This is a genomic window from Kordia sp. E (assembly GCF_056033805.1).
Window position 1 is genome coordinate 213,472 of sequence record NZ_JBRASR010000004.1, and the last position, 25,640, is coordinate 239,111.

Below are 25,640 nucleotides of genomic sequence, written 5' to 3' on the forward strand. Positions count from 1 at the left end.
AATCTTTGAATTGAGCATAACGAATCTAGTTCATAATCTTCACTAACAATTCTTTCAATAAATCACCATTTGGTAAATTACTTGCGCCAACACCTTTACTTTTCACATCCATTTCACGTAATGTACCTATAATTCCACTCACTTTTTTCATTGGATAATTTCGAGCCGCAGCTTGATATTCTTTTACAAAATACGGATTGATACGTAATACAGAAGCTACATTTTTAGGGTTCTGATCGCGTAAACCGTGATATTGTAATAATTGTGAAAAGAAATTGAACAATAACGAAACCGTAACTACTGTCGGATTGTCTTTTGGATTTTCAGCGAAATACGTAATAATTCGGAATGCCTTTTTTACATCTCTATCACCAATAGCTTTACGCAATTCAAAGTTGTTATAATCTTTACTAATTCCAATATTTTCTTCAATGATAATTGGCGTAATTTCGCTTCCTTTTGGGAGAATGAGTTGCAATTTTTCAAGTTCGTTATTAATCTTACTTAAATTCGTTCCTAAAAATTCTACCAGCATTTGTGCAGCTTTGGGCGTAATTTGATACTTTTTCCCTGCCAATACTCTACGAATCCAGTCTGCCACTTGGTTTTCATACAATTTCTTGCTTTCATACATAATACCACTTTTTTTAGTGGCTTTGTACAACTTCTTATTCTTAGCAATCTTTTTGTACTTGTAGCAAATCACTAAAACCGTTGTTGGTTGCGGATTTTCAATATAACCAACTAGTTTATCTATAGTACGAGACAAATCTTGTGCTTCTTTTACAATCACAACTTGTCGCTCTGCCATCATCGGATAGCGTTTTGCATTTGCGACAATATCATCAATAGTGACATCGCGTCCATACAACACCATTTGGTTAAAGCCTTTTTCTTCTTCTGCTAATACCTTTTCTTCAATATATTCGGCGATTTTGTCAATATAATAGGCTTCTTCACCCATTAAAAAATAAATAGGTTTAATGTTTCCTTGCTGTATATCTTTGACAATCTGTTTTGCTTCTTCCATGAGTGCGACAAATGTGGAATTGTATTGGTTTTCCATGCACGAATCGTTAGTTTTGTGCTTATGGAACTTTTGAATTTTCCAAAATATACATTCCGGTTCAAAAATAGGGAAAATAAAATCTATATTTTTGATGCAATTCGGAAAAAATTTGTGGTACTAACTCCTGAAGAATGGGTAAGGCAGCATACAGTACAATTTCTTATTCAAGAAAAAAAGTATCCCATAAGTTTGATAAATGTAGAGAAAGAACTCATATTCAACGACTTAAAGAAGCGCTACGATATTGTAATTTTTAATTCTGATGGAAGCATTTTTTTAGTGGTAGAATGTAAACGCAGTAAAATAACGATCAAACAAGATACTTTTGATCAAATTGCACGTTATAATATGGTCTTGGAAGCACAATATTTAATGGTTACCAACGGTTTGAATCATTATTATTGTACAATGGATTATGAAGCAAAACAATATGATTTTTTAAGAGAATTACCTGATTATAAAAAGTTGTGAGTTGTTTTAGTATTAGGTATTAGGTATTAGGTATTAGGTATTAGGTATTAGGTATTAGGTATTAGGTATTAGTAAAATTAATTTTAATTGACAATCAAACGTCTTTTCGAGTGGTTTTTGAAGTGAAACGGAAAAAATTGTATCGAGAAATGTTTTGAAACTAATTTTAAATTATTGAATTTGAACAAAATAGCAGTAGTCATTCTAAATTGGAACGGAAAAAAACTATTAGAACAGTTTTTGCCTTCTGTGCTGGCATTTTCTAAAGAAGCTACGATTTATGTGGCAGATAATGCTTCTAGCGATGATTCTATAGCATTTGTAAAAGCTAATTTTCCTGAGATTCAAATTATTCTAAATGCTGAAAATGGTGGTTATGCCAAAGGATATAATGATGCGTTACCACAAGTTAAAGAAGACAATTTTTGCTTGTTGAATTCAGACATTGAAGTAACTAAAAACTGGTTAACTCCTATCCTATCGGAATTTGAATTGAATGCAGAAACGGCAATTATTCAACCTAAAATTTTAGATTTTAAACAAAAAACACATTTTGAATATGCTGGTGCAGCTGGCGGATTTATTGATAAATATGGATATCCATATTGTAAAGGACGAATTTTTCACACACTTGAAAAAGATACCAATCAATATGATGAAAATGATGAAATTTTCTGGGCTTCTGGCGCCTGTTTTTTTATAAGAAAAAGTGTGTTTAATGAATTAAATGGTTTTGATGTAGACTTTTTTGCGCATCAAGAAGAAATCGATTTGTGTTGGCGTGCGTTCAATGTAGGTTACAAAGCAACGTATATTCACGAAAGTGTTGTGTATCATGTTGGTGGCGCAACTTTAGATAGTTCAAACCCACAAAAAACCTATCTAAATTTCAGAAATTCATTGTGCATGCTTGCGAAAAACCTTCCGAAAGGAAAACTATTTTCAATTATATTTTTACGCTTAGTACTCGATGGAATTGCAGCCATGCAGTTTTTATTCAAACTACAGTTAAAACACTTTATCGCGCTTATAAAAGCACATTTCCATTTTTACGCACGTTTGCCTAAAATGCTAAAAAAACGTGGAAAAACACAACAAAAACAGTACTTTCAGCACAACTCAATTATATTCTCATACTTTGTAAAAGGAAAGAAAGTCTATTCGGACTTGAAGCAATGATCTAGCTTTCTGGTATATTTTATTAAGCTTAGACATCATAAAATAAAAGGATTAAATAATATAACATTACAACTATGAGTAACCTCTATTTAAAAGTATTTGTACTATTGGTTTTTTGTTTAATTATTAGTTGTAAAGATACTAAACCAAAAAGCGAATTTATCTATAATTTTCCTATTGAGATTGATATGTTTATGGTAGAAGATTTCATGAAAGATCCAAGAAACACCTCACAAATAAGTGAAAATAATTATCAGTCAGAATGTAAATTAAGCCCAAATCAAGATTCTGTAAATTTGATAAATGTTCTTCTTGAATATTACGATTGTACATATTTCAATAAAAAGAAGCCAATCGCCAAAATTAACTTTTCAGTTTTCAAAACAGATTCCACATGGACGTTTGGTACAAACGGATATAAATTACACTATTTTGAAACGAGTGAACAAACATTTCCTTTAAAAAAAGAATTAAATATAGGTTCTTCTATTCAGGATTTTTTTAAACTATTTGGCAAACCAAAAAAAATAAAAAACAATTATATCTATCATTTTCAATTTCAGGGCTTTTCTAGTACGTTAGTTTTAGAACATACACATGAATTTGTATCAAAAATAACTATTACAAATACGATGTCACACTAACAACAACAAGAGTTTTTTTGTAAAATATATTCAAAACTCTATAAATTACTTCCGTGTTATTTGTATGATTGTTACCAAATCATTGCTCTTCATTTTATACTAGTACTAAATTTGAAGCAATCTACTTATTTCAAATTTAATAGATTGCTTCAATTTATTTGTGTCAACTATTTTTTAGAGACTAATGCTCATATTATATCGGCGCATTAGGACAAGCGGCTGCACACTTTATAAATGCACTTGTTGCACCACACAAAATTGGGCCTACAGATACTACACAGTCACAAACAGTAACCCATGTTCCTCCTTTTATAGCATTGTCTTGTAATGTAGAAATAGACTTCTTGTTTAATGCTAAACTTTTAAGGTTTCTTTTTTTCATGATATTAGTTTTTTAGAATTAATAAATCTAAAAATAGTAGGATTTGATCAAAAAAAATAAAATGTCCAACTCAAATTTAAGTATTTGAGTTGGACATTTGTATGCCATTAAAATGACACTAAAAATTATTTTCTAGCCATTTGTATGATGGTAACCAAATCATTGTCTTTCATTTTAGTTTCAACAAATGCTAAAAATTCATCATTTTCATAATATATTGATTCTATAATACCACCAGTACGTTTTGTATCATCTTCTGTTCTTTTATAGCCTCTTTTTTCCAATTCATTAACAAAAGTACGCGCAGACAAATAATCACATACATAGGCAATTTCCGCATCATCAATAAATCGAATAGCTGCGTCTTTGTTTTCATTATACCAAGTTCCTGAAGAAGTATCTCTTCTCCAACCTAATGAAATTTTATTCAATCCTTTTACCGTTGGTATAAATTCATCTGTTAAAATAGCTTCAAAATCAGCTGGTACTAAATCGCGTTCTTCTGTATCTGTAAACTGTCTGATATTATCTTCTTGCGTCAGCAATCGCATAATAGAAGGGTATTTAGACGAATACACAATATTTACTCTTTGATCTTTATAATATCGATTAAATTCATAATTTCCAACTTCTGTTTTTATTTCACGCGTCTTCCCCGTTTTTGTAGTAAATCGAACTACAATTGTAGAATAAGTTCCTGTTCCAGAACTTGTTGAAATTCCCGAAATAATGATTCCGTCTGTACGAACTTGTGTTTCTGCAAGGATTCTATCTTCAACAGCATTAAATCTGGCAGAAAGTATAAAAAATAGTATAATTGTAGGAATGATAGCGATTGCAAAAGCTGATGTGTAACTTGGATCAAGCTTGTCTTCTGCTTCTAGCGCAACACTTTCTGGTTTCCATCGATTGTAATACATAAAAGCCATTACAGCAAAAATGATGAGTAACATAACTCCAATGACTGCTAAAATAGTTGTGACTCCATAAATATCATATTCTGGTAACACAAACATAAAAATTATAAAAGTGAGTATCGTTAATGACAGAAATGTTCCAAAAATAATTTTATTCTGTACTGGTAACTTTTTTAGCTTTTCATCTTTGATATTTTTTTTCGCTTCCGCTAGAATTTCATCTTGTTTTTCTTCTGTAATACCTTTACTAGCTAGGTATTTCTTAATTTGATATGAATACTCATTACGTTGAATTCGCTTGGTAACTTCACTAATAAAATCTTTTCTTTTCATACGTACTTACTATTTTTATCGGTCTGAATATCAAATGAACATAAAAAAGTAACACGATCAAAATAACGCAACCGTAAATTCATGAATTTTGATGAATTGTAAAATACAATAAAGAAAACTTTTGTACGTTATCTGAAATCATTCAAATGAATAGCTTTAAAAGTTTGTTAATCCTTGTTAATTGAATAGCTTTTTTAATATTTTTGAATTTAGTTTAGAAAAAACCGTTTTAATTATAAAAATAAGATTTATGAAGAAGATTCTTTTATTGACAGCAACTGTCTCCATTTTGCTATCATCTTGTGTTTCTAAGAAAGAGTTTGCTGATTTGGAAGCAAGACATAAAGAGACAAAAGATTTATTGAACTCTGCAACAGTTAGATTAAATGCTTGCTTGGAAGAAAAAGCCTCTGCTTCTGCAAGAGCTGAAGCATTACAAGATCGTGTAGCTGATTTGAAAAAAACCAATGGTGATTTGATTCAGAATACAAAAGACATGACTGTTTTGACAACAAAAGGAGCTGAAAACCTTGAGAAGTCATTAGAGAGTATGAAAGAAAAAGATTTAAAAATTACACGTTTGCAAGATGCAATAAGTAAAAAGGATAGTGTAACGTTGGCAATTGTTTCTAGCTTAAAGAAAGCTGTTGGAATTAACGATCCAGATATTGAAATCAATGTTGAAAAAGGAGTTGTGTTTATTTCAATTGCAGATAAGTTATTATTTAAAAGTGGAAGCTATAACGTAACAACAAAAGCAAAAGATGTATTAGGAAAAGTTGCGAAAGTTGTAAATAGCAAGCCAGATTTTGAATGTATGGTAGAAGGTCATACAGACAATGTTCCATATAGCAAAGGTGTATTGATTGATAACTGGGATTTAAGTGTAAAAAGATCAACATCTATTATTCGTGTGTTACAGGAATTAGGTGTAAATCCAGGACAATTAATCGCAGCAGGAAGAAGTCATTATGTTCCTTTAGTTGAAAATGACACTGCTGAAAATAAAGCTACAAACAGACGTACGCGTATTGTTGTACTTCCAAAAATTGATCAGTTTTACGACATGATCGAAAAAGAAATGAAAACACTTTCTGAAGAAGGAAAATAAAATATAAATTTTAGACATTTATAAAAAGAGCGTTCAAGTAAATTTGAACGCTCTTTTTTATGAATTATATTTTAAGTTGCATCTCCTAAATTTAAAGAGTTTAGATATGCATCTAAGTTAAAATTTTGCCCATCTGCTGAAAGATCATGAGTTTCTTCTTCAAAAATATCATCGAGTTCAAAATCATCACAATCACAGAAGTCTTCTGTTTCTAGCTGAACTGCTTCCAATGTAAGTTCATCAGTGCTTACGTCTTCAATATCCAAAGCCTTCTTTAAGTCTATGAAATAAGAAGCTTCAAATTGCTTTTCCCTTTCTGGTTGAATTTGAGCTTGACTCATTTCAATTAAGTTATAGAATTCAGTAATCAGTGCTTCTTTTTCTTCGTCAGCATTTGGTGATTCTACCACAAGTACTTTTAGCTTATTTAATAACAATTCAGAAGTATTTAAAAATTGATCTAATGCATACATATTCGCATATAATCCTGGTGCAAATGTTAGTGTTCCCATGTCTGTTCTCAAGTCATTGAGCGCATGTTCTAAATAATTAATTCCGCTATTTGTAGCTCCAACTCCACTTAACGGAAGTAAAACATTTTCATTTTCTGTTAGTGCTATTTTTAGTTTTACAGTGATTTCAGCTTTTGCACCAGTATCACCGCCAGTTGCAGTAACACTAAAAGAAAGTATTATTTCTTGTTCTTGTGGTTCGTTTGTGAATTGAATGACTTCTTTTACGTCAATTTCACCATAATCATTATACACAGGATCTATTTCTGTTGCAGAAATATGAATATTCCGGTGAATCGTTTGTTGTGCTTTCTGAATCGTTTCTTCATGTATCAACCTATCTAGTTGAATTTCCCTATTGGATTCATTATTAAGGCTCAATTCGTATGTATTAGTATCAATTTCAAAATACAATATCCAATCGTTTCCAATTCCTTCTCCATTGATTGTCACAGATGTTACACTAAAAGCTAGCGAATTTGAATCACTTAAAGTCAATGGCATAAAATCTGGGTTTTGCATCTTTTTCAAAGCTTCTCGCATTTTTTCTAAGATATTTGGAAAGCGGAATTCTAAAAACCATTTATACGCTGCAATTAATTTTAGCAAACCATGTAGATCTTTTGAAATATCATAAAGATCAGATAGATCATTGATAATACTTATAAAATCTTCTAAAATTGCTTTAAAATCTTTTATCAAATCTTCAATCGCCTTAATAATTTTGTTTATTGATTGAATTACAGCAGTAATGATTGCATTATTATTAATAACATATTCTAATAAATCACGAATTCCACTAGCTTCAATAATAGCATCTATTATACCGCTTATGTAGCTTAATGCATCTAAAACATATCCTAAGAATGGAATTCTTCTAAGTACAATTTCTATTTGTCTAATAATCCAAAAAAGTGTGCTTGCCAGCTTCGCAATTTCCTGTAACCATTTTTCTAAAATTTCTGTATTTTTTGATAATGTTGCAATGATTGGTTCATAACCAGTTATTTTCAAAAGAAATGCTTTTATGGCTTCTAACATTTTTTTTGAAGTATCATTTATTGCTTTTATCGGTGCAGAAAGTTTATCGATTAGCGCTTTAATTTTGTTTAAAAATGCTGCCGGAAATACTTTTTCTATCCATTGTTGTTGCTTTTCAAGCAGTTTAGCTAGTTCATTAATCTCTTTAATTTTTGCTAAAATTTTACCAAGGTTTCTTACTAAAAATTGATATTCATCACTTTGTATTACTAATTTAAGTTGCTCATTAAATGTTTTTAATCTTTCACTTAGTGTTTTTAGTGCATTTTCAAATGGTTTTATAACCTTTCGAAATATTCCTAATACATTTTCTAAAACAGTGATCACAAACTTTAAAGGTCCTGCAAACCTTCCTACTCTTCCTAAAACTGCCTTTATACTTCTGATAATAGAAACAATTCGTCTTGTTAAAATTCTACGTAGTATTTTTATTAAAAAACGAATTGGTTTTAGAAATAGTTCAATTGCTGAAAGTAAAAGATTATAGCGCTTAAAAACGATGCCAACTATTTCTAAAATAGAAGTAGCTTCATCCATCTTTTTTTGAACTGCTTTAAAGATTGCCATGATTAAAAATATTTAGTAGTTATAAGTCTCACTAAATTAATTTTAATCAAACTGTCAAAAAAGAGGAAAAAGACCTTTTCTTTCTAACAATCAATCAATTACATTTTAATTATTCATTTTACAAATCAGTTTTACGACCTGATCGAAAAAGAAATGAAAACACTTTCTGAAGAAGGGAAATAATATAGTTTTTGGCAACTAAATTTAAAAAGCGTTCAAGATTAACTTGAACGCTTTTTTTTGATATTAGTTAATGAGTCAAAATTTACTTATTACAATAAAATATCATCAATAATGGCTGTGTATTCTTCAACCTCACTATTATCAAACAATTCAATAAAGTAAAATTAAATATATGCTCATATATAATTTTTAGCATGCAGTTACACCAACTATACACATTGAACGATGTATTGAAACACAAGCTACGCATGTTTGCTCATTAGTATTACAATTTAATCGTGTTGGTTCTGTATTATCGCTCGGATCAAATCCAGAATCACTAGTTGTCTCTGTTTTTCCTACACCACCAGTTAAGTTAAATTGGTTTAATTTTGAGATTTGTTCTTTCTTAAATAAAAGTTTCTTTTTCATAAAAATACAGTTTTAAAATTCTAATAAGTCCTTAAGAAATAGTTGAAATTTGACTATTAACTATTTCCTCAAATATAGAAGAATACAAAAGTACTTTATGAAACTCATTGCGTCAATTTATAAATAGGACCAAACTAATTGCCTTGATTATCCATTTTATTTAAATTTTTAATAAACGTTGAAGGATATATGTTCGTAACTTTCTTGAATGCTCTTGAGAAAGGTTTTGCATTTTTAAAACCACATTCTATAGCAATAAATTCAATTGTGTAAGCTCTAAAACGAGCGTCATCTTTAAGTCGTTTTACCGAGTACTGAATACGTAATTTATGTATATATGTTGTATAGGATTGATTTTTATATACATTTATTATGTTAGAAAGATACGCTGTATTTGTGTTGAGCTTTTTTGCCAAAAAAGATAATGTACAATTCTGTTGTAAAAATAAATGATCTCTTTCAAATATTTCTAGAGCATCCAGAATTTGCAGCGTTTGTTCTTCAGGAATTACTTTTTTTACGGGATTAGAATTATTTTCTTTTGTTTCATCAAGAAGCTTTTGAAAGGAAGCATATTTTTTTTGTTCTCGTCTTCTAAAAAATAAATATCCTAAAATAAGTGATGCAATCAGTATTAGAGAAAAAATATACCAAGTCGTTTTCTTTTTGGAGGTATTTTCTAAAGCAACTTCTAATTTGTCTATCCTTTTTTGAAGTTTGGGTAGTCCATACTTCATATCTATGGATCCTTTGGTTTGTTCATTATCTGAATAGAGTTGCTCAGTATGTGCAATTGCTAGCTTTGCATATTTTACAGCATTTATTAAATCTCCTTTTTGTTCATAGCACTCTGACAAAAGTGAATACGTAGAAGATTGGTTTAGTTTTTTTGAAGAATCCTTAAAAAATGGCTCGCTTTTTTTGATATAATAAATGGCGCTATCAGCTTGTTTTAATCTTAAAAATACTTTTCCCTTGTAAAAATAATTGCCTTGAAATATTTTATCAACATTTACTACTTCATTAGCTTTTAACGAATTATTAAAATGAGTGAGCGCTGTTACATAATTTTCTTTTATAAAAGAAGAAATCCCTAATGACTGTTCAAGATATGCAATTGTGTTTTGATCCTTTTCTTGAATTGCCAGTTGAAGTCCTTTCTGTCTGAAAAATGAAGAAGAATCTAATAATATTTTTTGTTCTTTATAAAACGAATATTTACGTAAATATGCATTCCCCAAACTTTTTAAAATACTAATTCTTAAATTATAAGAAATAGCCTCTACTTCAACCTTTTTATACAATAAATTAAATGCTTTTAAAGCTTTATCTAACTCGCCCAATGCATAATAAAGTACTGCAATTTTATGTTCAATTTTTATAATTAAAATTTTATCTTGCTTTTCTTCTGCAATTGATAAAGCCTTCAAATAATAAGGTAAGGCTTTATCAAAATCTCTTTCCTTATAGTAATAATAATACCCTTTTTTTTCATAAACCTTAGCCAGTTCTATACTTTCTTCATTCTTTGCCAAATCGTAAGCAGATTCTATATATGAAAAGGCTTTTTCTTTAGTTCCGTATAAAATTTCATGATGACACATTTTTAGAAAAACTGTAATTTTCTTTTCTCTTTTGTTAGCTCTTGAGTATAGCTCATTCAGATATATTTTAGCAATCTTAGAGTTTGTATTTCGAATAGATTCATATGTATTGTCTAAATGTTCAAATGAATACTTTGCCAAACTATCAGATTCAATTTGTGTAGTTGTTTGACTATAACAAAACAGTGGAGTTAAAATGTATAAGAACAATAAAGAAATAACATTTTTCATTTGAGAAGAAAATTTAGAAATCAGTGTAAACTATAAACGTGTTTCATAAAAATAAGTACATTTTTAAATATATTTTATTTTAAAACATTTTTTATGATTTTAAAATAATTTAATTCAATTTCCACTATAAATTAATACAGAAGGAGTCATACTTGGTAAAGAGGATAAGTTTGAAATTTTATACTGTACTTTTTCAATGTGCCTTTTTATAAATGGGAATAACCTTCTCTTTTGATTCTCGCATTTTTAATTTTCATTTGCACAGTAATCAATTTAAAATCACATAATTATGAAAAAAAAGAAATTAAATCACCGCGGATTAAGATTAAACAAAAACACGGTATCTAGTCTTGAATCAGAAAATGTAAAAGGTGGAACTGTTGCTAGTCTTTTCATGGATAAAGATGGAAACTGTTATGCTAGTGTAACCACTTGTCCGCATGAAACTCAATTAGTAGCTACGTGTGGATGTCCACCACCTCCAACACAACAAGGACAAACTTGTAATGATTTTTGTACAATGTTCTTCTGTTAACAGAAAATTAAAAATGTAAAAAAACGATCACTGAAAACATTTTCAATGATCGTTTTTATACTAATTAACAACTATCTTCTTTATCAATGTTTTACAGAAATACTCTGCGGATGTTGAATTCGATTGTCAGGATCAAGTTGTTGTTTCATTTTTTGTAATTCTGGAAGATATTTTCCATAATATCCAGTTTCCCAATCTTTAAAATTAATATCTGGATAGTTTCTATAATGTTTACGAATTCCATGATCATAGAAACGTTGTTGAATTTCTTGAAAAGCAGTTAACAATCGTGCTTCTTGTGTTGGTTTTTCCCAATATGATTGTAATTCTGACCAAAACGGCAAACTTCTATGCGGAAATACAGAACGCTTTGCCAACGATTCTGAATCTACATTTCCACCAACTGTATTTACTTGATAGATTAAACCTCGTGTAGAAATAACTTTAGAAATCACATCATCAATACAACCATCAATTTCTGAAAAACCTTTGTATAATCCTGCGCAAGCATTTTTAAAATACAATGGATGTTGTACACCATAAAACGTTTTTAATGCTTTAGGCAATGCACGTTTGCTTCCTATACTTCCTTTATTCGATAATTGTTTTAATGCGTTGTATACTTTTAAAACTGCAGCTTCTCCTCTATTGTCATAATTTGTAATAAGAATGGTTAAGGTTTTACCATTTAATACAAATGCTGAGAAGCTCGATTTTGGCAAATCTCCAGCCAATTCAAACCAAGATTTAAGTAGTTTTTTAGCTCTTACGGTATCTAATTTATACGATTTACATCGAAATGCTTGAAAATAAGTTGGCGCTTGATAGGTTCTAAATCGCATTTTGGTAATAACACCAAAGTTTCCATTTCCGCCGCCTTTACACGCTTTTAAAATTGCTGACTTTCCAGTTTCTACATGTACATTTCCGTTTCCGTCAACCAAAGTGATTTCTTCTAAACTATCACATGTTAAACCATATTTACGACTAAAAAAACCATAACCGCCACCTAAGGTTAAACCGCCGATTCCGACAGTAGCACAAGAGCCAGAAGGTAAAATTCGTTGTTTTGGTAATAGTTCATTGTATAATTCTTTGAGAATACAACCTGTTCCAACTGTAATGCTATGATCGTCATTCCATTGCATGCTTTTCATGGATGAAACGTCAATCACTAAACCATCATTTGTACTTGAAAATCCTTCAAAACTATGTCCACCACTTTTTACGACAACTTTTAATTCCTTAAAAATGGCAAATTGCATTGCTGCTACAACTCCTTTTGTATTGAAGCATTGTGCTATAAATGTTGGTGCTTGTTGGATTCGTTTGTTAAATCGGATTGCAAGTTCTTGATATTCTGCGTCTGCTTTTTCGAAGATTTTTATGTTTTCTGGAAGCAACTCTGGCATTTTTGGTGTTGTATCTTCCTTAGGAGTTTCACCTTTTTGCTGTTTTTTATCATCAGCACATGACCAAATTGTATATCCAATTCCGCCTAAAACAATAAGTTTTGAAAAATCTCTACGACTGTATTTAGACATTAGCGATATATATTTCGTTCGTTCAATGCTTTGTGATATTTACGTGCATTGACTTCGTGCTGTCTGTTTGTTTTGGCAAAATTTGAATAGCCTGAAAAGTCTTCTTTCGCACAGAAAAAGATATAGTCATGCTTTTCATAATTCAACACAGCATCAATATACTGAACCGAAGGAATATAAATTGGTCCTGGTGGCAAACCTCTATTTTTGTAGGTATTGTATGGAGAATCGAGCTCTTTGTCCTTGTTCAAAATTCTTTTAATTTCAAAATCTCCTAAAACCCACTTTAATGTAGGATCGGCATCTAATGGAATTCCTCTTCGAAGTCGATTTACATACACACCTGCAATTTTTGGCGCTTCGTCCATTTTTATCGTTTCACAAACTACAATGGAAGCTAAGGTAGAAACTTCTGTTTGCGTCATGTTTAATGCTTTCGCTTTTGCTTTGCGTTCAGGTGTCCAAAATCGTTTGTATTCTTTGGCAAGTTTCGCGATTAAATCATCCGCAGAAATATCCCAATATGCGTTATACGTGTTCGGAATAAACATCGTATTGATGGTTACCGGAGAAAAGCCAAATTTACTTGTATAGGATGCATCCGTAATTCTTCTTAGAATTTCATCGCCCGATAATTCCACATTTAATGCAATTTTTTGAGCAATTTCTTTCTTTGTACGAGCATTATTAAACGTGATTTGTATTTCTTTTTCACCATTTCCTTGGCGTAAATCTTCCAATACTTTGCTATAAGCTACGTTTTTTTCAAAACTATATTTTCCAGCTTCAAGTGTTTCTTGTTTTAAATTTCTGAAGGCTGCATATGCTTTAAATTCATCTACGCTTTCAATAATTCCTTTAGCATTCAAGTCATTGATAACGTCAGAAAATGTTGCGCCTGTTTTTACATAAAAGCTTGTTGTTTCTGTAATTGGAGACGTTTTATTCCCATAGAAATACATGGAAGCTTTTGGATAGATATAAATTCCTCCAATAATAATTCCAATTAAAATTACAAGTCCAACAATTTTCAAATATTTCATGTACTACTAGTTCTTTTTATTATAAAATGACATCGATGTCTCCTTTTCCTTCTCGTATTATTTCTGGTTCATAACCAGATAAATCAATAATTGTAGATGCTACATTGTCGCCATAACCACCATCAATCACAGCGTCTACTAAGTTATCCCACTTTTCCAAAATCAACTCTGGATCAGTCGTATATTCTATAATATCATCTTCATCATATATAGAAGTTGATACAATTGGGTTTCCTAGTTCTTGTACAATTGTTCGTGCAATCGTATTATCTGGCACACGAATTCCGACAGTTTTTCGTTTTTTAAATACTTTCGGAAGATTGTTATTTCCGGGTAAAATAAACGTATATGGACCTGGTAATGCCTTTTTGAGAATTTTATACGTTGCTGTATCAATCTGGCGTATATAATCGCTGATGTGGCTTAAATCGTTACAAATAAACGAGAAATTTGCTTTTTCAAGCTTGATGCCTTTTATCTTCGCTATACGCTGCAAGGCTTTTGTATTTGTAATATCACAACCCAATCCATATACCGTATCGGTAGGATAAATAACCAATCCGCCATTTCGAAGAATGTCTACAACTTTCTTGATTTCTTTCGGGTTCGGATTTTCGTCGTATATTTTTATAAACTCAGCCATCGTATTGTTACAACTTTATATCACAAAAGTAATTGATTTTTAGCAATAATATACATTCCTTTTTTAAACTGTATACGATTGCATAAAAGTATCGTTTATCAAACATTTAAACCATTGATTTAAAGCTAATTTAACAAAAATATTTAATTTAAATTTTAAGTCAAATTTAAGAACTTTGCATACTTTTTTTTAAGATATTGCGTTAACATTAGTATTAAAACCATTATCATGAAAAAATCATTATACGCAGGTATTTTAAGTCTTTTTATTTTACTGAATTTTGCATGTTCGCAAGATAATGATATTGCACTTTCTCCTACTACGACAGATCCGTCAACTATAGAAGCAGCAACGTTACTGAATGTTTCGTATGGAAGTGATTCTCAGCAAGTATATGATATTTATTTACCACAAAATAGAACACTTTCTACCAAAGTGATGATTTTGGTTCATGGTGGTGGTTGGACAGCTGGTGATAAATCTGAAATGTCAACCTTTATTGAATTAATGCAAGTAGAGTTGCCAGAATATGCTATTGTAAATATAAATTATCGTTTGGCAAACGACACAACGTCTCCTTTTCCAATGCAATTGGAAGATATTACCGCAATTATTAATGATTTGAAGGCCAAAAATGGTGACTATATTATTTCAGAAGATTACGGTTTTTTAGGTACAAGTGCAGGCGCACATTTGTCTATGCTTTGGAGTTATGAGTATGATACACAAGCTGATGTAAATATGGTTGCAAGTATTGTAGGACCTACAAACTTAGCAGATGAAGCGTATTTGAATAATGCCGATCCAACAATTCAAGCATATATAGATTTATTTGGTAGCGAGTTAGTTATTCCGTTTTTAGAAGGCTTTAGCCCTTTTCATAAAGTAACTGCTGCAGCGCCACCAACAATATTGTTTTATGGTGGACAAGATCCATTGATTCCAAACTCACAAGGAATGGATTTAAGCGATAAACTCACAACCTTAGGCGTAACTCATAGTTTTATATTCTATCCAAATGAAGGACACGGTTGGGTTGGACCAAATGCTACAGACACTTGGAATAGATTGAAAACATTTATTGCGGCACATCATTAAGATTAAATAATTTAAGACTAAAAATTCCAAGATTTACACCTATTTTTCAAACTAATTCCTAAGGTTTTCTTAAAAAACGGTATAAAAGTTGATTGAAGTACACAATATTTTAGTCTCAAAAACCGATTTTATGAAAACACTATTACCATTCGTGTTATTACTATTTTTCACCACATTTAGTAATGCACAAGAAGCGCCTATTTTGAAAGTAGGCAAAACTCAAGTTGGGCTTTCATCTTTAGACATTAGCGTTGAAATTGTTGGAAATAAAGCTACTACAACATTTGACATGTTGTACTACAATCCGACAGATGAAATATTAGAAGGTGAATTGTCATTTCCACTAGGAATGAATTTTAATGTTTCTCGCTTTGCACTTGATGTAAATGGAAAACTCCGAGAAGCTGTTGTGGTGGATAAGGAATTAGGAAGAATTGCCTTTGAAGATGTTGTACGTAGAAAAGTTGATCCTGCATTGCTTGAAAAAGGTACAGGAAACAATTACAAAGCGCGTATTTATCCAATTCCAGCAAATGGTTACAAACGCGTTGTTTTAGCCTACGAACAAGAGCTTATTTACAAAAAAGATGGTTATTATTACGATTTGCCACTTCACTTTAAAAATAAACTGGATACTTTCAATCTAGCAATTACAGTGTTTGAACAAGAAGACAAGCCTGTTATAGAAAAAGGTACCATTTCTGGTTTACAATTTAAAAATTGGGAACGCAACTTCAGAACCAAAATAAACAAGAAGAATTATACACCAAATAAAAGTATTCTGATCAAAATTCCGACTGCAATTGATACGAAGAAATTATTTGTTTCGGATGATTATTTTTATTCACATATCATTCTAAATTCTAAGAAGAAAGTTCGTAAAAAAGCAACCGAAATTACCATTTTATGGGATGCTTCGCTTTCTATGAAAGAACGAAATCTACAAAAGGAACTAGACATGTTAGCATCATATTTTTCATATGTAGAAAATGTAAAAGTTCATTTTAAATCGTTTAGTGATATCCTGTTAACAGAGAAAACCTTTAAAATACGCAATGGAGATTGGAACGATCTAAAAAACGAGATTCAACAAACAATTCATGATGGCGGAACGAATTATAACATCCTGAATTCCAGACTTAAAAGATCTGACCTTGTATTCTTATTTTCAGACGGAATTCAATCATTAAGCGCATTAACATACGATTCAAAAGTACCATTAATGGTTGTCAATAGCTTGACAAAATCCAATCATGAAAGTTTGAATCAAATGGCGCAAACTTCAAAAGGAACATATATCAATTTAGGCACAAAAACAGTTTCACAAGCTTTCTCAACTATTAAATATGAACAATACAGATTCTTAGGATTTTCATCCAATGAAAAGAATATTGAAGTCTATCCAAATACACCCGTAAATGTTAATCATACATTTTCTATCGCAGGAAAAAATATATCGAAAGATGATAGTATTATTTTAAATTTTGGACATGGTTCAACCACGGAAGAAACTATTATTCTAAATTTTAAAGATGGACAACCAAATATAGCAAGCGTTCCACGCATGTGGGCACAGAAAAGATTGACGTCTTTACAACAAAATTCTAAACAACATAAAAAAGAAATTGTGGATTTGGCAACAACTTATAGTTTGGTTACGGATTACACTTCTTTAATTGTTTTAGAAGAAGTCCGTGATTATATACGATACAAAATTAAACCGCCAGCAGAGTTATTGGAAGAGTATAATAAACTACTCGCTGAAATAGAACTTAACAAAAAAAAGGAAACTAATGGAACATCCGTTCCTGTAATTCAAGCTGTTGAAGATGAGGAGGACGTTATGGTACAGTCATTGATGCAAATTAGCGATACTATTTTGTACAATTTCTCTACGAATGGAAATGGGCTTTCATATGGTTATACCAGCGGAACGGTAAATGTTGAAGCATTAAATAGTGGTAGATCAATGCAACGATTGTTGCCACAAGAAACTACAGAAGAAGAAATTGTAGAAAATTTAGAAATCGTTGAAGATTTTGATGGGAGTGATGAAGTTCCTTTTTCAATTGTAGAAAAAGCACCTATATTTCCTGGTTGTGAAAATCAAACAACTACTATAGAACTGAAAAAATGTTTTGCAGAAAAAATACAAAAACACATAGTTGATAATTTTAATACATCATTGATAAACCAACTCAATTTACCAGCTGGAATACAACGTGTAACGACACTATTTACAATTAGTTCTAATGGAACTATTGAAAATATTTTAGTTCGATCTCCACATACTAGTATTTCTGAAGAGGCAAAACGTGTATTAAATTTATTACCACAAGTTATTCCTGCAAAAGAAAGAGGTGAAAATGTAAGCGTTAAGTATGCTTTACCAATTGTTTTTAATATTGATGCAGAAGGAAATGTAAATTCTCAAAGTACAGTAATACAACAACAACAAATTACTCCAGCTCCAAGTTATGAGAAATATAAAGGGAAACTAAAAGTTGCTGATCAAACGGTTAAAGCTATATATATAAAAGAGTTATTAGCCTATAAAACAATGGAAGATGCCTATGATTTCTATTTATTGCAACGCATGAAACACTTAGAAACTCCTGCATATTATGTAGATGTTTCAAACTTGTTTAGAAATCATTTTAATGCTCCTGAATATTCAAATAGAATATTATCAAATATTGCCGAAACTGACTTTGATAATTATGAATTATTGAAAGTATATGGTTATCAATTAGAAGCTACGAATCAATATGATTTGGCATTATTTATATTTAAACGTGTGTTAGAATTGCGAACGGAAGATGTACAATCGTACCGAGATTTGGCAATTGCACATGAAAATGTTGGCGAATGTCAAGAAGCTTTTGATTTGTTTGAAGATATTCTTTCTGGTGAAATTTACAAAAACAAAAACAGGCGTAATTTTCCTGGTTTGAATAAGATTATATTAAATGAAATCAATCATTTGGTCGAAAAATACAAAGGTGATCTTGATACGAGTAAGCTCGATAAAATAAAGTTAACCGAAGAAACATTCGACGTGCGAATTGTTGTTGATTGGAATCATAATGATACAGATATTGACTTACACATTATTGATCCAAACCTAGAAGAATGCTGGTATAAACACACGAAAACTAATATCGGTGGAAACATTTCAAAAGATATGACACAAGGTTTTGGTCCAGAAGAATTTACATTGAAAAATGCCATCAAAGGCGATTATTTTGTGAAGATTAAATACTTTGGCGATCGCTATCAAAAAGTGGAAAACCCAACATTTATGAAAGTCACAATGTATACGTACTACGGAACAAAAAAACAAACCAAAGAAGTCAGAATCATTCGTTTAGTAAAAAAAGACGATACGCAAATTGTAGCGAAGTTGAGTTTTTAATTATTAGGTTTTGGGTTTTAAAAAAAATCTAAATTCAACCATTATAAATCACTAATCATTAAATTTCATACGTCAGTTCGAGTGATTTTCGTAATGAAATAAAGAAAATTGTATCGAGAACACTTCTAGCTTTTAAAGCTCTTCTCGATACAAATTTGTTTTACAAATTCACTCGAATTGACTTTTGTTTTTATTAACCTACTCTATTATTCACAAAAAAAATAAATGAAAATAATTTGCGTAACCGAATAGTTACATTTATATTTGTAACCGATTAGTTACATAAATTATGAGAAGAGATGTTTTTCAAGCAATTGCCGATCCTGTTCGTAGAGACATTATAGAAATGTTAGCCGAAGAAACCTTATCAATTAATGCTGTTGCAGAAAAATTCGATGTAAGTCGTCCTGCAATTTCAAAGCATTTAAAGATTTTGAAAGAATGTGATATTATCACAATTGAAAAACAAGGTCGAGAACGTTTTTGCACAATTCAACCTAAAGAATTGATTCCTGCATTTCTCTGGATTGATCAATACAAACAATTATGGGAAGACAAGCTCGATAATTTTGAAAACTATTTACACCAACTACAATCTAAAAACAAAAAACATGAGTAACCTAGAAAATCGTACTATTACTATTGAAAGAACTTTTAATGCACCACTTTCACTCGTATGGGAAGCTTGGACACAACCGGAGCATATTGCTTCTTGGTGGGCGCCAAATGGAATGAAATTAGATATTGAAGAACATAATTTCACTGCTGGTGGAAAATGGAAATTTAGCATGCCAATGCCAGATGGAAACAAGTTTATTTCTGAAGGAGTTTACACAGAAATTGTTCCGCAAGAGAAAATAGTTTTTACTGCCGATTTTAAACCCATGACAGAAAATGTGGAAATTCATGTACATTTTAAAGCAGATGGCGATAAAACTCAATTTACATTCCATGTTATCCACGAAACAGAAGAGTATTGCCGTCAACAAGAAAAAATGGGGATTTACAATGGTTGGGGAAGCGCTTTTGATCGATTGGAAGGATTTCTTGATTCGTAACTCGCATCATTTTAGCAAAAAGCTATATCTTGTTGGTACATTAAAACAAACTTTACAATGCATTTAAAACTCATTACAACACTGGCATTTAGTCTTTTTTTCCTTGTCGGATATGCACAAGAAGGCGATGTTGCCAAGAAAGGACAAGACGTTTCAGATTTAGTATTTACGGTAGAAAACGGCAAAAAAATAAAAATGTCCGATTATAAAGACAAAGTCGTATTCATTAACTTTTTTGCCAATTGGTGTCCGCCATGTAAAATGGAAATGCCATATTTAGAAAAAGATGTATGGCAGAAATATAAAAATCGTGAAAACTTTGCCTTGTTTGCTTTTGGTCGTGGTGATAATTTAGAAAAAGTGCAAAAGTTTCAGAAAGACTTTAAAACGACTTTTCCGATGCATCCAGATGTTTCAAAAGCGATTTACAACAATTTTGCTACTAAATATATTCCGAGGAATTATATCATTAAAAATGGTAAAATAGTCTATGCTTCGAAAGGGTTTACAAATGCAGAGTTTGCAAAAATGGTTGAGCTGTTAGACGAACTTCTAAAAGAATAACAGCATTGAAACATGAATTAGGCTAGAAGATTTGAAATCAAAAATTCAAGCAAAATTGTAGACGGACTTATACCGAGAAAGAAAGCTATAGCGTAAATTTTAGTGCGCTTTTATTTAAAAATAAAAAAAGCCGTTTCAATACATTTTGAAACGGCTTTTTGAATATTAGCTTAAAATTTTCAGCTTTGCAAAACGCAACAGTAGCTTCTTAATTCCGCCTACTTGAAAACGAATTTCTGCTTTCTTATCGCCTCCAACACCTTCAATTCGTAGAATTTCACCACGACCAAATCGTGTGTGTTCTACTTTTGTTCCTGGCGCTAAATCGCCGTCAAATAAACTTGGACTTGGCGTTGAACTTTCTGATGTTTGCGGTTTTAACTTGCGCAATTTTCGAACTTGCTCTGGAGTTGGACTTCCCACAACTGGTGGTCTTCCTGTTTTTGGTTTTTGTAAACGCAATTTACTTTTGTCTACTTCTCCAAAAATATCATTATCTATTAACGGTTTGTATCGATAATTTTCAATTGGTGTGATATAGTCTAAATATTTTTCATCAATTTCTTCAATGAATCTACTTGGTTCTGCATCCACCAATTTTCCCCAACGGTAACGACTTTGCGTATATGTTAAGTATGCTTGTTTTTCTGCACGTGTTAACGCAACATAAAATAAACGACGCTCTTCTTCTAGTTCGCTTCGTGTGTTCATACTCATTCCGGAAGGAAATAAGTCTTCTTCCATTCCCACAATATATACATATGGAAATTCCAGTCCTTTTGCTAAGTGAATCGTCATTAAGGCAACTCTATCATCATCTCCTTTGTCATTATCCATATCAGTTGCCAATGCAACATCTTCAAGAAATTCTGCCAACGCACCTGTTGCATCTGCAACTTCTATTTGACCTTCTACGAAATCTTTCATACCATTGAGTAATTCCTCAATGTTTTCAATACGTGCAATTCCTTCTGGAGTTCCGTCTTTTTTAAGTTCCTGAACTAAACCTGTTTTTTTGGTAATATGCTTTGTCAATTCAAACGCATCAGCACCTTCATTCATAATTTGAAAACTTCGAATCATGGTGATAAAGTTTTCAAGTTTAGTTTTTGTTCCTTTATTTATTTTTAAATCAATTTTAGAAATGTTTTCCATGACTTCAAACATGGAACGTCCGTAATGTTTGGCTGCAACCACTAATTTGTCAATCGTCGTCTGCCCTATTCCACGTGCTGGATAGTTAATTACACGTTTTAAACTTTCTTCATCTTTCGGATTCACAACTAAACGTAAATATGCCAACACATCTTTGATTTCCTTACGTTGATAAAATGATAAACCTCCATAAATTCGGTATGGAATATCGCGCTTACGCAATGCATCTTCCATTGCTCTCGATTGTGCATTGGTACGATATAAAATGGCAAATTCGCCATTGTGTAATTGCTCGCGCATTTTCGTTTCAAAAATTGAACCTGCTACAAATCGTCCTTCTTCTCCATCAGTTACACTACGATTTACTTTTATTTTTCCACCTTCATCATTTGCAGTCCAAACTACTTTGTCTAATCGTGTTTTGTTGTGTTCGATGACAGAATTCGCCGCTTCTACAATGTTTTTCGTAGAACGATAATTTTGTTCCAAGCGATACATTTCAACATTATCATAATCTTTCTGGAAGTTTAAGATATTGTTGATGTTTGCACCACGAAACGCATAGATACTTTGTGAATCATCACCAACCACACAAATGTTCTGAAAACGATCTGCCAAGGCTTTTACAATCAAGTATTGTGAATGGTTTGTATCTTGGTACTCATCTACTAATATATACCGGAAACGGTTTTGATATTTTGCTAAAACATCTGGAAAACGATTTAGTAATTCATTGGTTCTCAATAATAAATCATCAAAATCCATCGCGCCAGCTTTAAAACAACGATCTACATATTCTTTGTAGATTTCTCCCATTCTTGGGCGTTTTGCCATTGCGTCAGCTTCTACCAAATCAGCATCATTATAATAGGCTCTAACTGTTATTAGATTATTCTTAAACGAAGAAATACGCGATCGAACTTGCTTGTACTTATAAATATCTTTATCAAGCTGCATTTCTTTGATAATGGAACGAATTAAACGTTCAGAATCTTGCGTATCATAAATGGTAAAATTGCTTGGATAGCCAAGTTTGTCCGCTTCAAAACGTAGAATTTTTGCAAAAATAGAATGGAATGTCCCCATCCATAGATTTTTTGCTTCGCTTCCGCCGACAATATCTGCAATACGTTTTTTCATTTCACGCGCTGCTTTGTTGGTAAATGTCAACGATAAAATATTAAATGAATCAATTCCTTGACTCATTAAATACGCAATTCGATACGTAAGTACTCTTGTTTTTCCTGAACCTGCACCAGCTATGACCATTAACGCTCCATCTTTGTGAAGTGTTGGCGCTCGTTGCGCGTCATTTAACTGATTTATATAGTGATGAATGTCTTGCTGCATAATTGCCTCAAAAATAAAACACTCAACTCGCTATTACAATACCTTTATACGAAAGTTATGCACTTTTTTTGCTAAATGATGAAAAATGGGTTTTTAATCGTTATGCTATATTCGCTAGTATCGAAAACAAAAAAATTACTGATTAGAATCTTCTCTAATAATCTTAGCTCTTTTTATTTGAAAAGGTGTAAACCAATCCCAACTAACACCAATAGAAATTTGATTGCCAGAATCGACAAAACGATAGTTATAATTATCATGTCCGTAAATATAACTTGCAAAGATGCCAATATTACGATCAAACGGATAGACTGTAAATGTAGTTTCGCTTCGTAGAGGTTCTACAAAAGGATGCGCTCCTTGAATGATTTCAAATTTTTGTTCAAGTGCATATCGCAAATTAGGTTTCCATGCATGAATATATTCATAGCCTAATCCGAAACGATTTCTACCATAAATACTGATATCAAAATCTGTATAACCACCAAACTCAAGAAGTCCAATAAACTTATTATGGTACAATTCCCAAGAAGCTGTAAGCGAATGAACTTTATAAGGTTTATCAAATTTATTTAAATTATTAAACCTAAAATTGAACGATAATTTTGTCGTATTAGTAGAAAAGTTTCCGTTAGTTCTATTTAGTAAATCTGATAAGTTACTATTGTCTGTTATAGTAGCATGAAAATCTGAACACGGCATCGTTTCGTCTTGTTCGCCTGATAAAAAAGCACAACCAGATTGCCCATTTGAATAATGTCCAGATTCAATTGCCCATGCAAAGAAATTATTATTTTTTGTTTTGTATAATTGTTGCCAACCTAGTAAAATTCGATATGAAGGTGTTTTCACAGGTTTTGAATTTTCTGCATACATGCGAATATGTGGTTGAAACGTAATATAAATAGCATCACTTCTACGGTCAACACTTTCTTGCATAATACGACGTGTGTTATTATAAATACTATAGTATACAACGGGCTTTGCATCAAATAGAATATTTTCACGAGAATTCATATTCGATTGATAACTAAATGTAGGTTTTACTGCAATTGGGTAATAATCTGTAAATCCCTTGTCATTATTCGAATCTTGGGCAACCATAAAATTTGATAGTAAGATTACAACGAAAATTAATATACATCTCTTCATGACTCGGTTGTTTGATAGTAGCGATAAAAGTAATTTATTTTTTTACACAATGAAATAGTGTTTATCCTAAATATTATAAAAAATTACGTAAAACTACGTTGTAGCAACTTTGGAATATTTTACTAATTTTAGAGAAAAATAAATACATGGGACATCCTAAAGAAATATTGATTCTTAGACATGCAGAAAAACCTGCTGATACAAGCAATGAAAACTTATCAACTAAAGGGTATGAACGCGCGGCTGCACTTGCCTACTACTTACCTGATGCTTTTGGTACTATCGATCATATTTTTGCGGCTGGCGTTGGACATAAAAGCCATAGTGAACGTCCAATAGAAACGATTACACCATTGGCAGAACGCTTGGATAAAAAAGTACATCATAAATACTTAAAGTATGAATATCAAGAAATGATTACGCATATTTTTGGAGATCATAAATATACAGATTCAAAAATAGCTATAGCTTGGCAACATACAGATATTGAAGCTATTGCAACTGCTTTTGGCGCGCTAAAAGTTCCTACTAAGAAATGGCCAGGTGATTGTTTTGATTTAGTATGGAAATTAACACTGAATGCAGACAAGAGTTATACTTTAGAACAGTTTCCACAGTTATTAATGTATGGTGATTCAGATGATATAATTGTAGATCCTGTAACTCTTTCATTTTGTGAAGAATTACAAAATGTTGATCCAGTAAGCTTCTTTGGAACTCAAATTCCTACTCCAGCAGGAAACTTCCCAAATATAGCAATGACATGTATTTTTCAAGTTCCAAAAGCTTCCGTTCCAAAAGGATTAACAGAACAATTTATTTTTGTAGGCGCAGGTTTCTTACTAAATGAACAAGCCATTATAGATAATCAAATTGCAGGTGTGTTAAATGTAGCTTATGATGAAAATGATGCAAAAGATTTACAAATTCCATTCTCAGATCCTACAATAGATAAAAGAGCCGCATTGCCATTTGAATTGGCTGATAATGAAGCATACTATTTGAATCAATTAGATAAAGTTGGTTTGGTAGATGGAAGTGAAAATGATATCATGACCTTAGTTGCTGCAGTTTTAGAAGCAGAACAGTTATTAAATTTTAAAACGCCTACGGAACAAAAAGCAGATGGAATGGTTAATTTTTATGCACAAGGAAATTTGTTAATTCATTGTCATGATGGAGGAAGTCGTTCCGTGACTGTCACTGCTTTATATTTATATTATAAGTACTATGTAACAACCAATATTTCATTCCAAGACGTATATAAAAGTATTATTTGTTTACGTTGGAATCATTCTGTCAACAATCATCCAACACAGGGAATTTGTGAAAATGCATATGAAATTCTAAATACGTTTGAAGCATTATTTCCAAAACCAATTCGTAAGAAATAATTCATACAACATACACATTACATATACTAAAAGC

General features: G+C 31.4%; 22 protein-coding genes. 11 read left to right on the forward strand and 11 right to left on the reverse strand.

Features of this window, described 5'->3' with window-relative positions; all coding sequences use genetic code 11:
• Positions 1-25 precede the first annotated feature (25 nt).
• A complete protein-coding gene (gene holA / locus ACUUYC_RS20410) occupies positions 26-1,030 on the reverse strand; it encodes a DNA polymerase III subunit delta (protein WP_474269307.1) in 1,005 nt (334 codons plus the stop codon).
• A gap of 60 nt (positions 1,031-1,090) precedes the next feature.
• Between holA and ACUUYC_RS20415 the strand changes: the two genes are divergently transcribed.
• From ACUUYC_RS20415 to ACUUYC_RS20425, 3 genes are all read left to right on the forward strand, one after another.
• Entirely contained in the window at positions 1,091-1,540 is a 450-nt protein-coding gene (locus ACUUYC_RS20415; RefSeq protein ID WP_474268867.1) for a type I restriction enzyme HsdR N-terminal domain-containing protein, read from the forward strand.
• 180 nt (positions 1,541-1,720) lie between these two features.
• Positions 1,721-2,719 (forward strand): glycosyltransferase family 2 protein, encoded by a 999-nt coding sequence (locus tag ACUUYC_RS20420; RefSeq protein WP_474268868.1) that lies wholly within the window; start codon positions 1,721-1,723, stop codon positions 2,717-2,719.
• A 74-nt stretch (positions 2,720-2,793) separates the two neighbouring features.
• Entirely contained in the window at positions 2,794-3,363 is a 570-nt protein-coding gene (locus ACUUYC_RS20425) for a hypothetical protein (RefSeq protein WP_474268869.1), read from the forward strand.
• 193 nt (positions 3,364-3,556) lie between these two features.
• Here the strand turns inward: ACUUYC_RS20425 and ACUUYC_RS20430 are convergent, their stop codons facing one another.
• Positions 3,557-3,745: a hypothetical protein gene (locus ACUUYC_RS20430; protein ID WP_474268871.1), complete on the reverse strand. Its 189-nt coding sequence runs from the start codon at positions 3,743-3,745 to the stop codon at positions 3,557-3,559.
• Positions 3,746-3,870: 125 nt separating this feature from the next.
• Complete coding sequence (locus ACUUYC_RS20435; protein WP_474268873.1) at positions 3,871-4,995, reverse strand: DUF1129 domain-containing protein; 1,125 nt, start codon at positions 4,993-4,995, stop codon at positions 3,871-3,873.
• A 250-nt stretch (positions 4,996-5,245) separates the two neighbouring features.
• Here ACUUYC_RS20435 and ACUUYC_RS20440 point away from each other — a divergent pair, with 250 nt between their 5' ends.
• On the forward strand, positions 5,246-6,106 hold the full coding sequence (locus ACUUYC_RS20440) for an OmpA/MotB family protein (protein ID WP_474268875.1): 861 nt from the start codon (positions 5,246-5,248) through the stop codon (positions 6,104-6,106).
• A gap of 71 nt (positions 6,107-6,177) precedes the next feature.
• Here ACUUYC_RS20440 and ACUUYC_RS20445 read toward each other — a convergent pair whose 3' ends face one another.
• The 3 genes from ACUUYC_RS20445 to ACUUYC_RS20455 all read right to left on the reverse strand — a co-directional run bounded on the left by ACUUYC_RS20445 (position 6,178) and on the right by ACUUYC_RS20455 (position 10,655).
• A complete protein-coding gene (locus tag ACUUYC_RS20445; protein ID WP_474268877.1) occupies positions 6,178-8,226 on the reverse strand; it encodes a hypothetical protein in 2,049 nt (682 codons plus the stop codon).
• A gap of 372 nt (positions 8,227-8,598) precedes the next feature.
• Positions 8,599-8,820: a hypothetical protein gene (locus tag ACUUYC_RS20450; RefSeq protein WP_474268880.1), complete on the reverse strand. Its 222-nt coding sequence runs from the start codon at positions 8,818-8,820 to the stop codon at positions 8,599-8,601.
• Positions 8,821-8,954: 134 nt separating this feature from the next.
• Positions 8,955-10,655 (reverse strand): helix-turn-helix domain-containing protein, encoded by a 1,701-nt coding sequence (locus ACUUYC_RS20455; protein ID WP_474268882.1) that lies wholly within the window; start codon positions 10,653-10,655, stop codon positions 8,955-8,957.
• A 289-nt stretch (positions 10,656-10,944) separates the two neighbouring features.
• Here ACUUYC_RS20455 and ACUUYC_RS20460 point away from each other — a divergent pair, with 289 nt between their 5' ends.
• Positions 10,945-11,190 carry a hypothetical protein gene (locus tag ACUUYC_RS20460; RefSeq protein ID WP_474268884.1) on the forward strand — a complete coding sequence of 82 codons (246 nt, stop codon included), beginning with the start codon at positions 10,945-10,947 and terminating at the stop codon, positions 11,188-11,190.
• An 83-nt stretch (positions 11,191-11,273) separates the two neighbouring features.
• On the opposite strand, the gene ACUUYC_RS20465 is transcribed toward ACUUYC_RS20460, so the two are convergent.
• The 3 genes from ACUUYC_RS20465 to ACUUYC_RS20475 are packed head-to-tail and all read right to left on the reverse strand — an operon-like array spanning position 11,274 to position 14,420.
• On the reverse strand, positions 11,274-12,734 hold the full coding sequence (locus tag ACUUYC_RS20465; RefSeq protein ID WP_474268887.1) for an FAD-binding oxidoreductase: 1,461 nt from the start codon (positions 12,732-12,734) through the stop codon (positions 11,274-11,276).
• On the reverse strand, positions 12,734-13,777 hold the full coding sequence (gene mltG / locus ACUUYC_RS20470; RefSeq protein WP_474268891.1) for an endolytic transglycosylase MltG: 1,044 nt from the start codon (positions 13,775-13,777) through the stop codon (positions 12,734-12,736). The genes ACUUYC_RS20465 and mltG overlap by 1 nt, the downstream gene beginning before the upstream one ends.
• A 19-nt stretch (positions 13,778-13,796) precedes the next feature.
• Positions 13,797-14,420 (reverse strand): L-threonylcarbamoyladenylate synthase, encoded by a 624-nt coding sequence (locus tag ACUUYC_RS20475; RefSeq protein WP_474268894.1) that lies wholly within the window; start codon positions 14,418-14,420, stop codon positions 13,797-13,799.
• 228 nt (positions 14,421-14,648) lie between these two features.
• Between ACUUYC_RS20475 and ACUUYC_RS20480 the strand changes: the two genes are divergently transcribed.
• The 5 genes from ACUUYC_RS20480 to ACUUYC_RS20500 all read left to right on the forward strand — a co-directional run bounded on the left by ACUUYC_RS20480 (position 14,649) and on the right by ACUUYC_RS20500 (position 20,555).
• On the forward strand, positions 14,649-15,518 hold the full coding sequence (locus tag ACUUYC_RS20480; RefSeq protein WP_474268895.1) for an alpha/beta hydrolase fold domain-containing protein: 870 nt from the start codon (positions 14,649-14,651) through the stop codon (positions 15,516-15,518).
• A gap of 130 nt (positions 15,519-15,648) precedes the next feature.
• Complete coding sequence (locus tag ACUUYC_RS20485; protein ID WP_474268897.1) at positions 15,649-18,933, forward strand: VIT domain-containing protein; 3,285 nt, start codon at positions 15,649-15,651, stop codon at positions 18,931-18,933.
• Between the two features lie 289 nt (positions 18,934-19,222).
• Positions 19,223-19,552 (forward strand): ArsR/SmtB family transcription factor, encoded by a 330-nt coding sequence (locus ACUUYC_RS20490; RefSeq protein ID WP_474268899.1) that lies wholly within the window; start codon positions 19,223-19,225, stop codon positions 19,550-19,552.
• Positions 19,545-19,991, forward strand: a complete 447-nt coding sequence (locus ACUUYC_RS20495) for an SRPBCC family protein (RefSeq protein ID WP_474268901.1) — start codon at positions 19,545-19,547, stop codon at positions 19,989-19,991. The genes ACUUYC_RS20490 and ACUUYC_RS20495 overlap by 8 nt, the downstream gene beginning before the upstream one ends.
• A gap of 57 nt (positions 19,992-20,048) precedes the next feature.
• A complete protein-coding gene (locus ACUUYC_RS20500; RefSeq protein WP_474268902.1) occupies positions 20,049-20,555 on the forward strand; it encodes a TlpA family protein disulfide reductase in 507 nt (168 codons plus the stop codon).
• A gap of 165 nt (positions 20,556-20,720) precedes the next feature.
• Here ACUUYC_RS20500 and ACUUYC_RS20505 read toward each other — a convergent pair whose 3' ends face one another.
• Positions 20,721-23,060: an ATP-dependent helicase gene (locus ACUUYC_RS20505; protein ID WP_474268906.1), complete on the reverse strand. Its 2,340-nt coding sequence runs from the start codon at positions 23,058-23,060 to the stop codon at positions 20,721-20,723.
• A gap of 135 nt (positions 23,061-23,195) precedes the next feature.
• Complete coding sequence (locus ACUUYC_RS20510; RefSeq protein ID WP_474268908.1) at positions 23,196-24,212, reverse strand: hypothetical protein; 1,017 nt, start codon at positions 24,210-24,212, stop codon at positions 23,196-23,198.
• Positions 24,213-24,358: 146 nt separating this feature from the next.
• Here ACUUYC_RS20510 and ACUUYC_RS20515 point away from each other — a divergent pair, with 146 nt between their 5' ends.
• Positions 24,359-25,606, forward strand: coding sequence for a hypothetical protein (locus tag ACUUYC_RS20515; protein ID WP_474268911.1), 1,248 nt, complete (start codon positions 24,359-24,361; stop codon positions 25,604-25,606).
• Positions 25,607-25,640: the final 34 nt, after the last annotated feature.

Coding starts and splice junctions, on each gene's coding strand:
- ACUUYC_RS20465 (WP_474268887.1), bottom strand. CDS start 12,734: ATGTCTAAATACAGTCGTAGAGATTTTTCAAAACTTATTGTTTTAGGC.
- ACUUYC_RS20445 (WP_474268877.1), bottom strand. CDS start 8,226: ATGGCAATCTTTAAAGCAGTTCAAAAAAAGATGGATGAAGCTACTTCT.
- ACUUYC_RS20430 (WP_474268871.1), bottom strand. CDS start 3,745: ATGAAAAAAAGAAACCTTAAAAGTTTAGCATTAAACAAGAAGTCTATT.
- ACUUYC_RS20515 (WP_474268911.1), top strand. CDS start 24,359: ATGGGACATCCTAAAGAAATATTGATTCTTAGACATGCAGAAAAACCT.
- ACUUYC_RS20460 (WP_474268884.1), top strand. CDS start 10,945: ATGAAAAAAAAGAAATTAAATCACCGCGGATTAAGATTAAACAAAAAC.
- ACUUYC_RS20455 (WP_474268882.1), bottom strand. CDS start 10,655: ATGAAAAATGTTATTTCTTTATTGTTCTTATACATTTTAACTCCACTG.
- ACUUYC_RS20450 (WP_474268880.1), bottom strand. CDS start 8,820: ATGAAAAAGAAACTTTTATTTAAGAAAGAACAAATCTCAAAATTAAAC.
- mltG (WP_474268891.1), bottom strand. CDS start 13,777: ATGAAATATTTGAAAATTGTTGGACTTGTAATTTTAATTGGAATTATT.
- ACUUYC_RS20490 (WP_474268899.1), top strand. CDS start 19,223: ATGAGAAGAGATGTTTTTCAAGCAATTGCCGATCCTGTTCGTAGAGAC.
- ACUUYC_RS20505 (WP_474268906.1), bottom strand. CDS start 23,060: ATGCAGCAAGACATTCATCACTATATAAATCAGTTAAATGACGCGCAA.
- ACUUYC_RS20510 (WP_474268908.1), bottom strand. CDS start 24,212: ATGAAGAGATGTATATTAATTTTCGTTGTAATCTTACTATCAAATTTT.
- ACUUYC_RS20485 (WP_474268897.1), top strand. CDS start 15,649: ATGAAAACACTATTACCATTCGTGTTATTACTATTTTTCACCACATTT.
- ACUUYC_RS20425 (WP_474268869.1), top strand. CDS start 2,794: ATGAGTAACCTCTATTTAAAAGTATTTGTACTATTGGTTTTTTGTTTA.
- ACUUYC_RS20415 (WP_474268867.1), top strand. CDS start 1,091: ATGGAACTTTTGAATTTTCCAAAATATACATTCCGGTTCAAAAATAGG.
- ACUUYC_RS20480 (WP_474268895.1), top strand. CDS start 14,649: ATGAAAAAATCATTATACGCAGGTATTTTAAGTCTTTTTATTTTACTG.
- holA (WP_474269307.1), bottom strand. CDS start 1,030: ATGGAAGAAGCAAAACAGATTGTCAAAGATATACAGCAAGGAAACATT.
- ACUUYC_RS20495 (WP_474268901.1), top strand. CDS start 19,545: ATGAGTAACCTAGAAAATCGTACTATTACTATTGAAAGAACTTTTAAT.
- ACUUYC_RS20475 (WP_474268894.1), bottom strand. CDS start 14,420: ATGGCTGAGTTTATAAAAATATACGACGAAAATCCGAACCCGAAAGAA.
- ACUUYC_RS20500 (WP_474268902.1), top strand. CDS start 20,049: ATGCATTTAAAACTCATTACAACACTGGCATTTAGTCTTTTTTTCCTT.
- ACUUYC_RS20440 (WP_474268875.1), top strand. CDS start 5,246: ATGAAGAAGATTCTTTTATTGACAGCAACTGTCTCCATTTTGCTATCA.
- ACUUYC_RS20435 (WP_474268873.1), bottom strand. CDS start 4,995: ATGAAAAGAAAAGATTTTATTAGTGAAGTTACCAAGCGAATTCAACGT.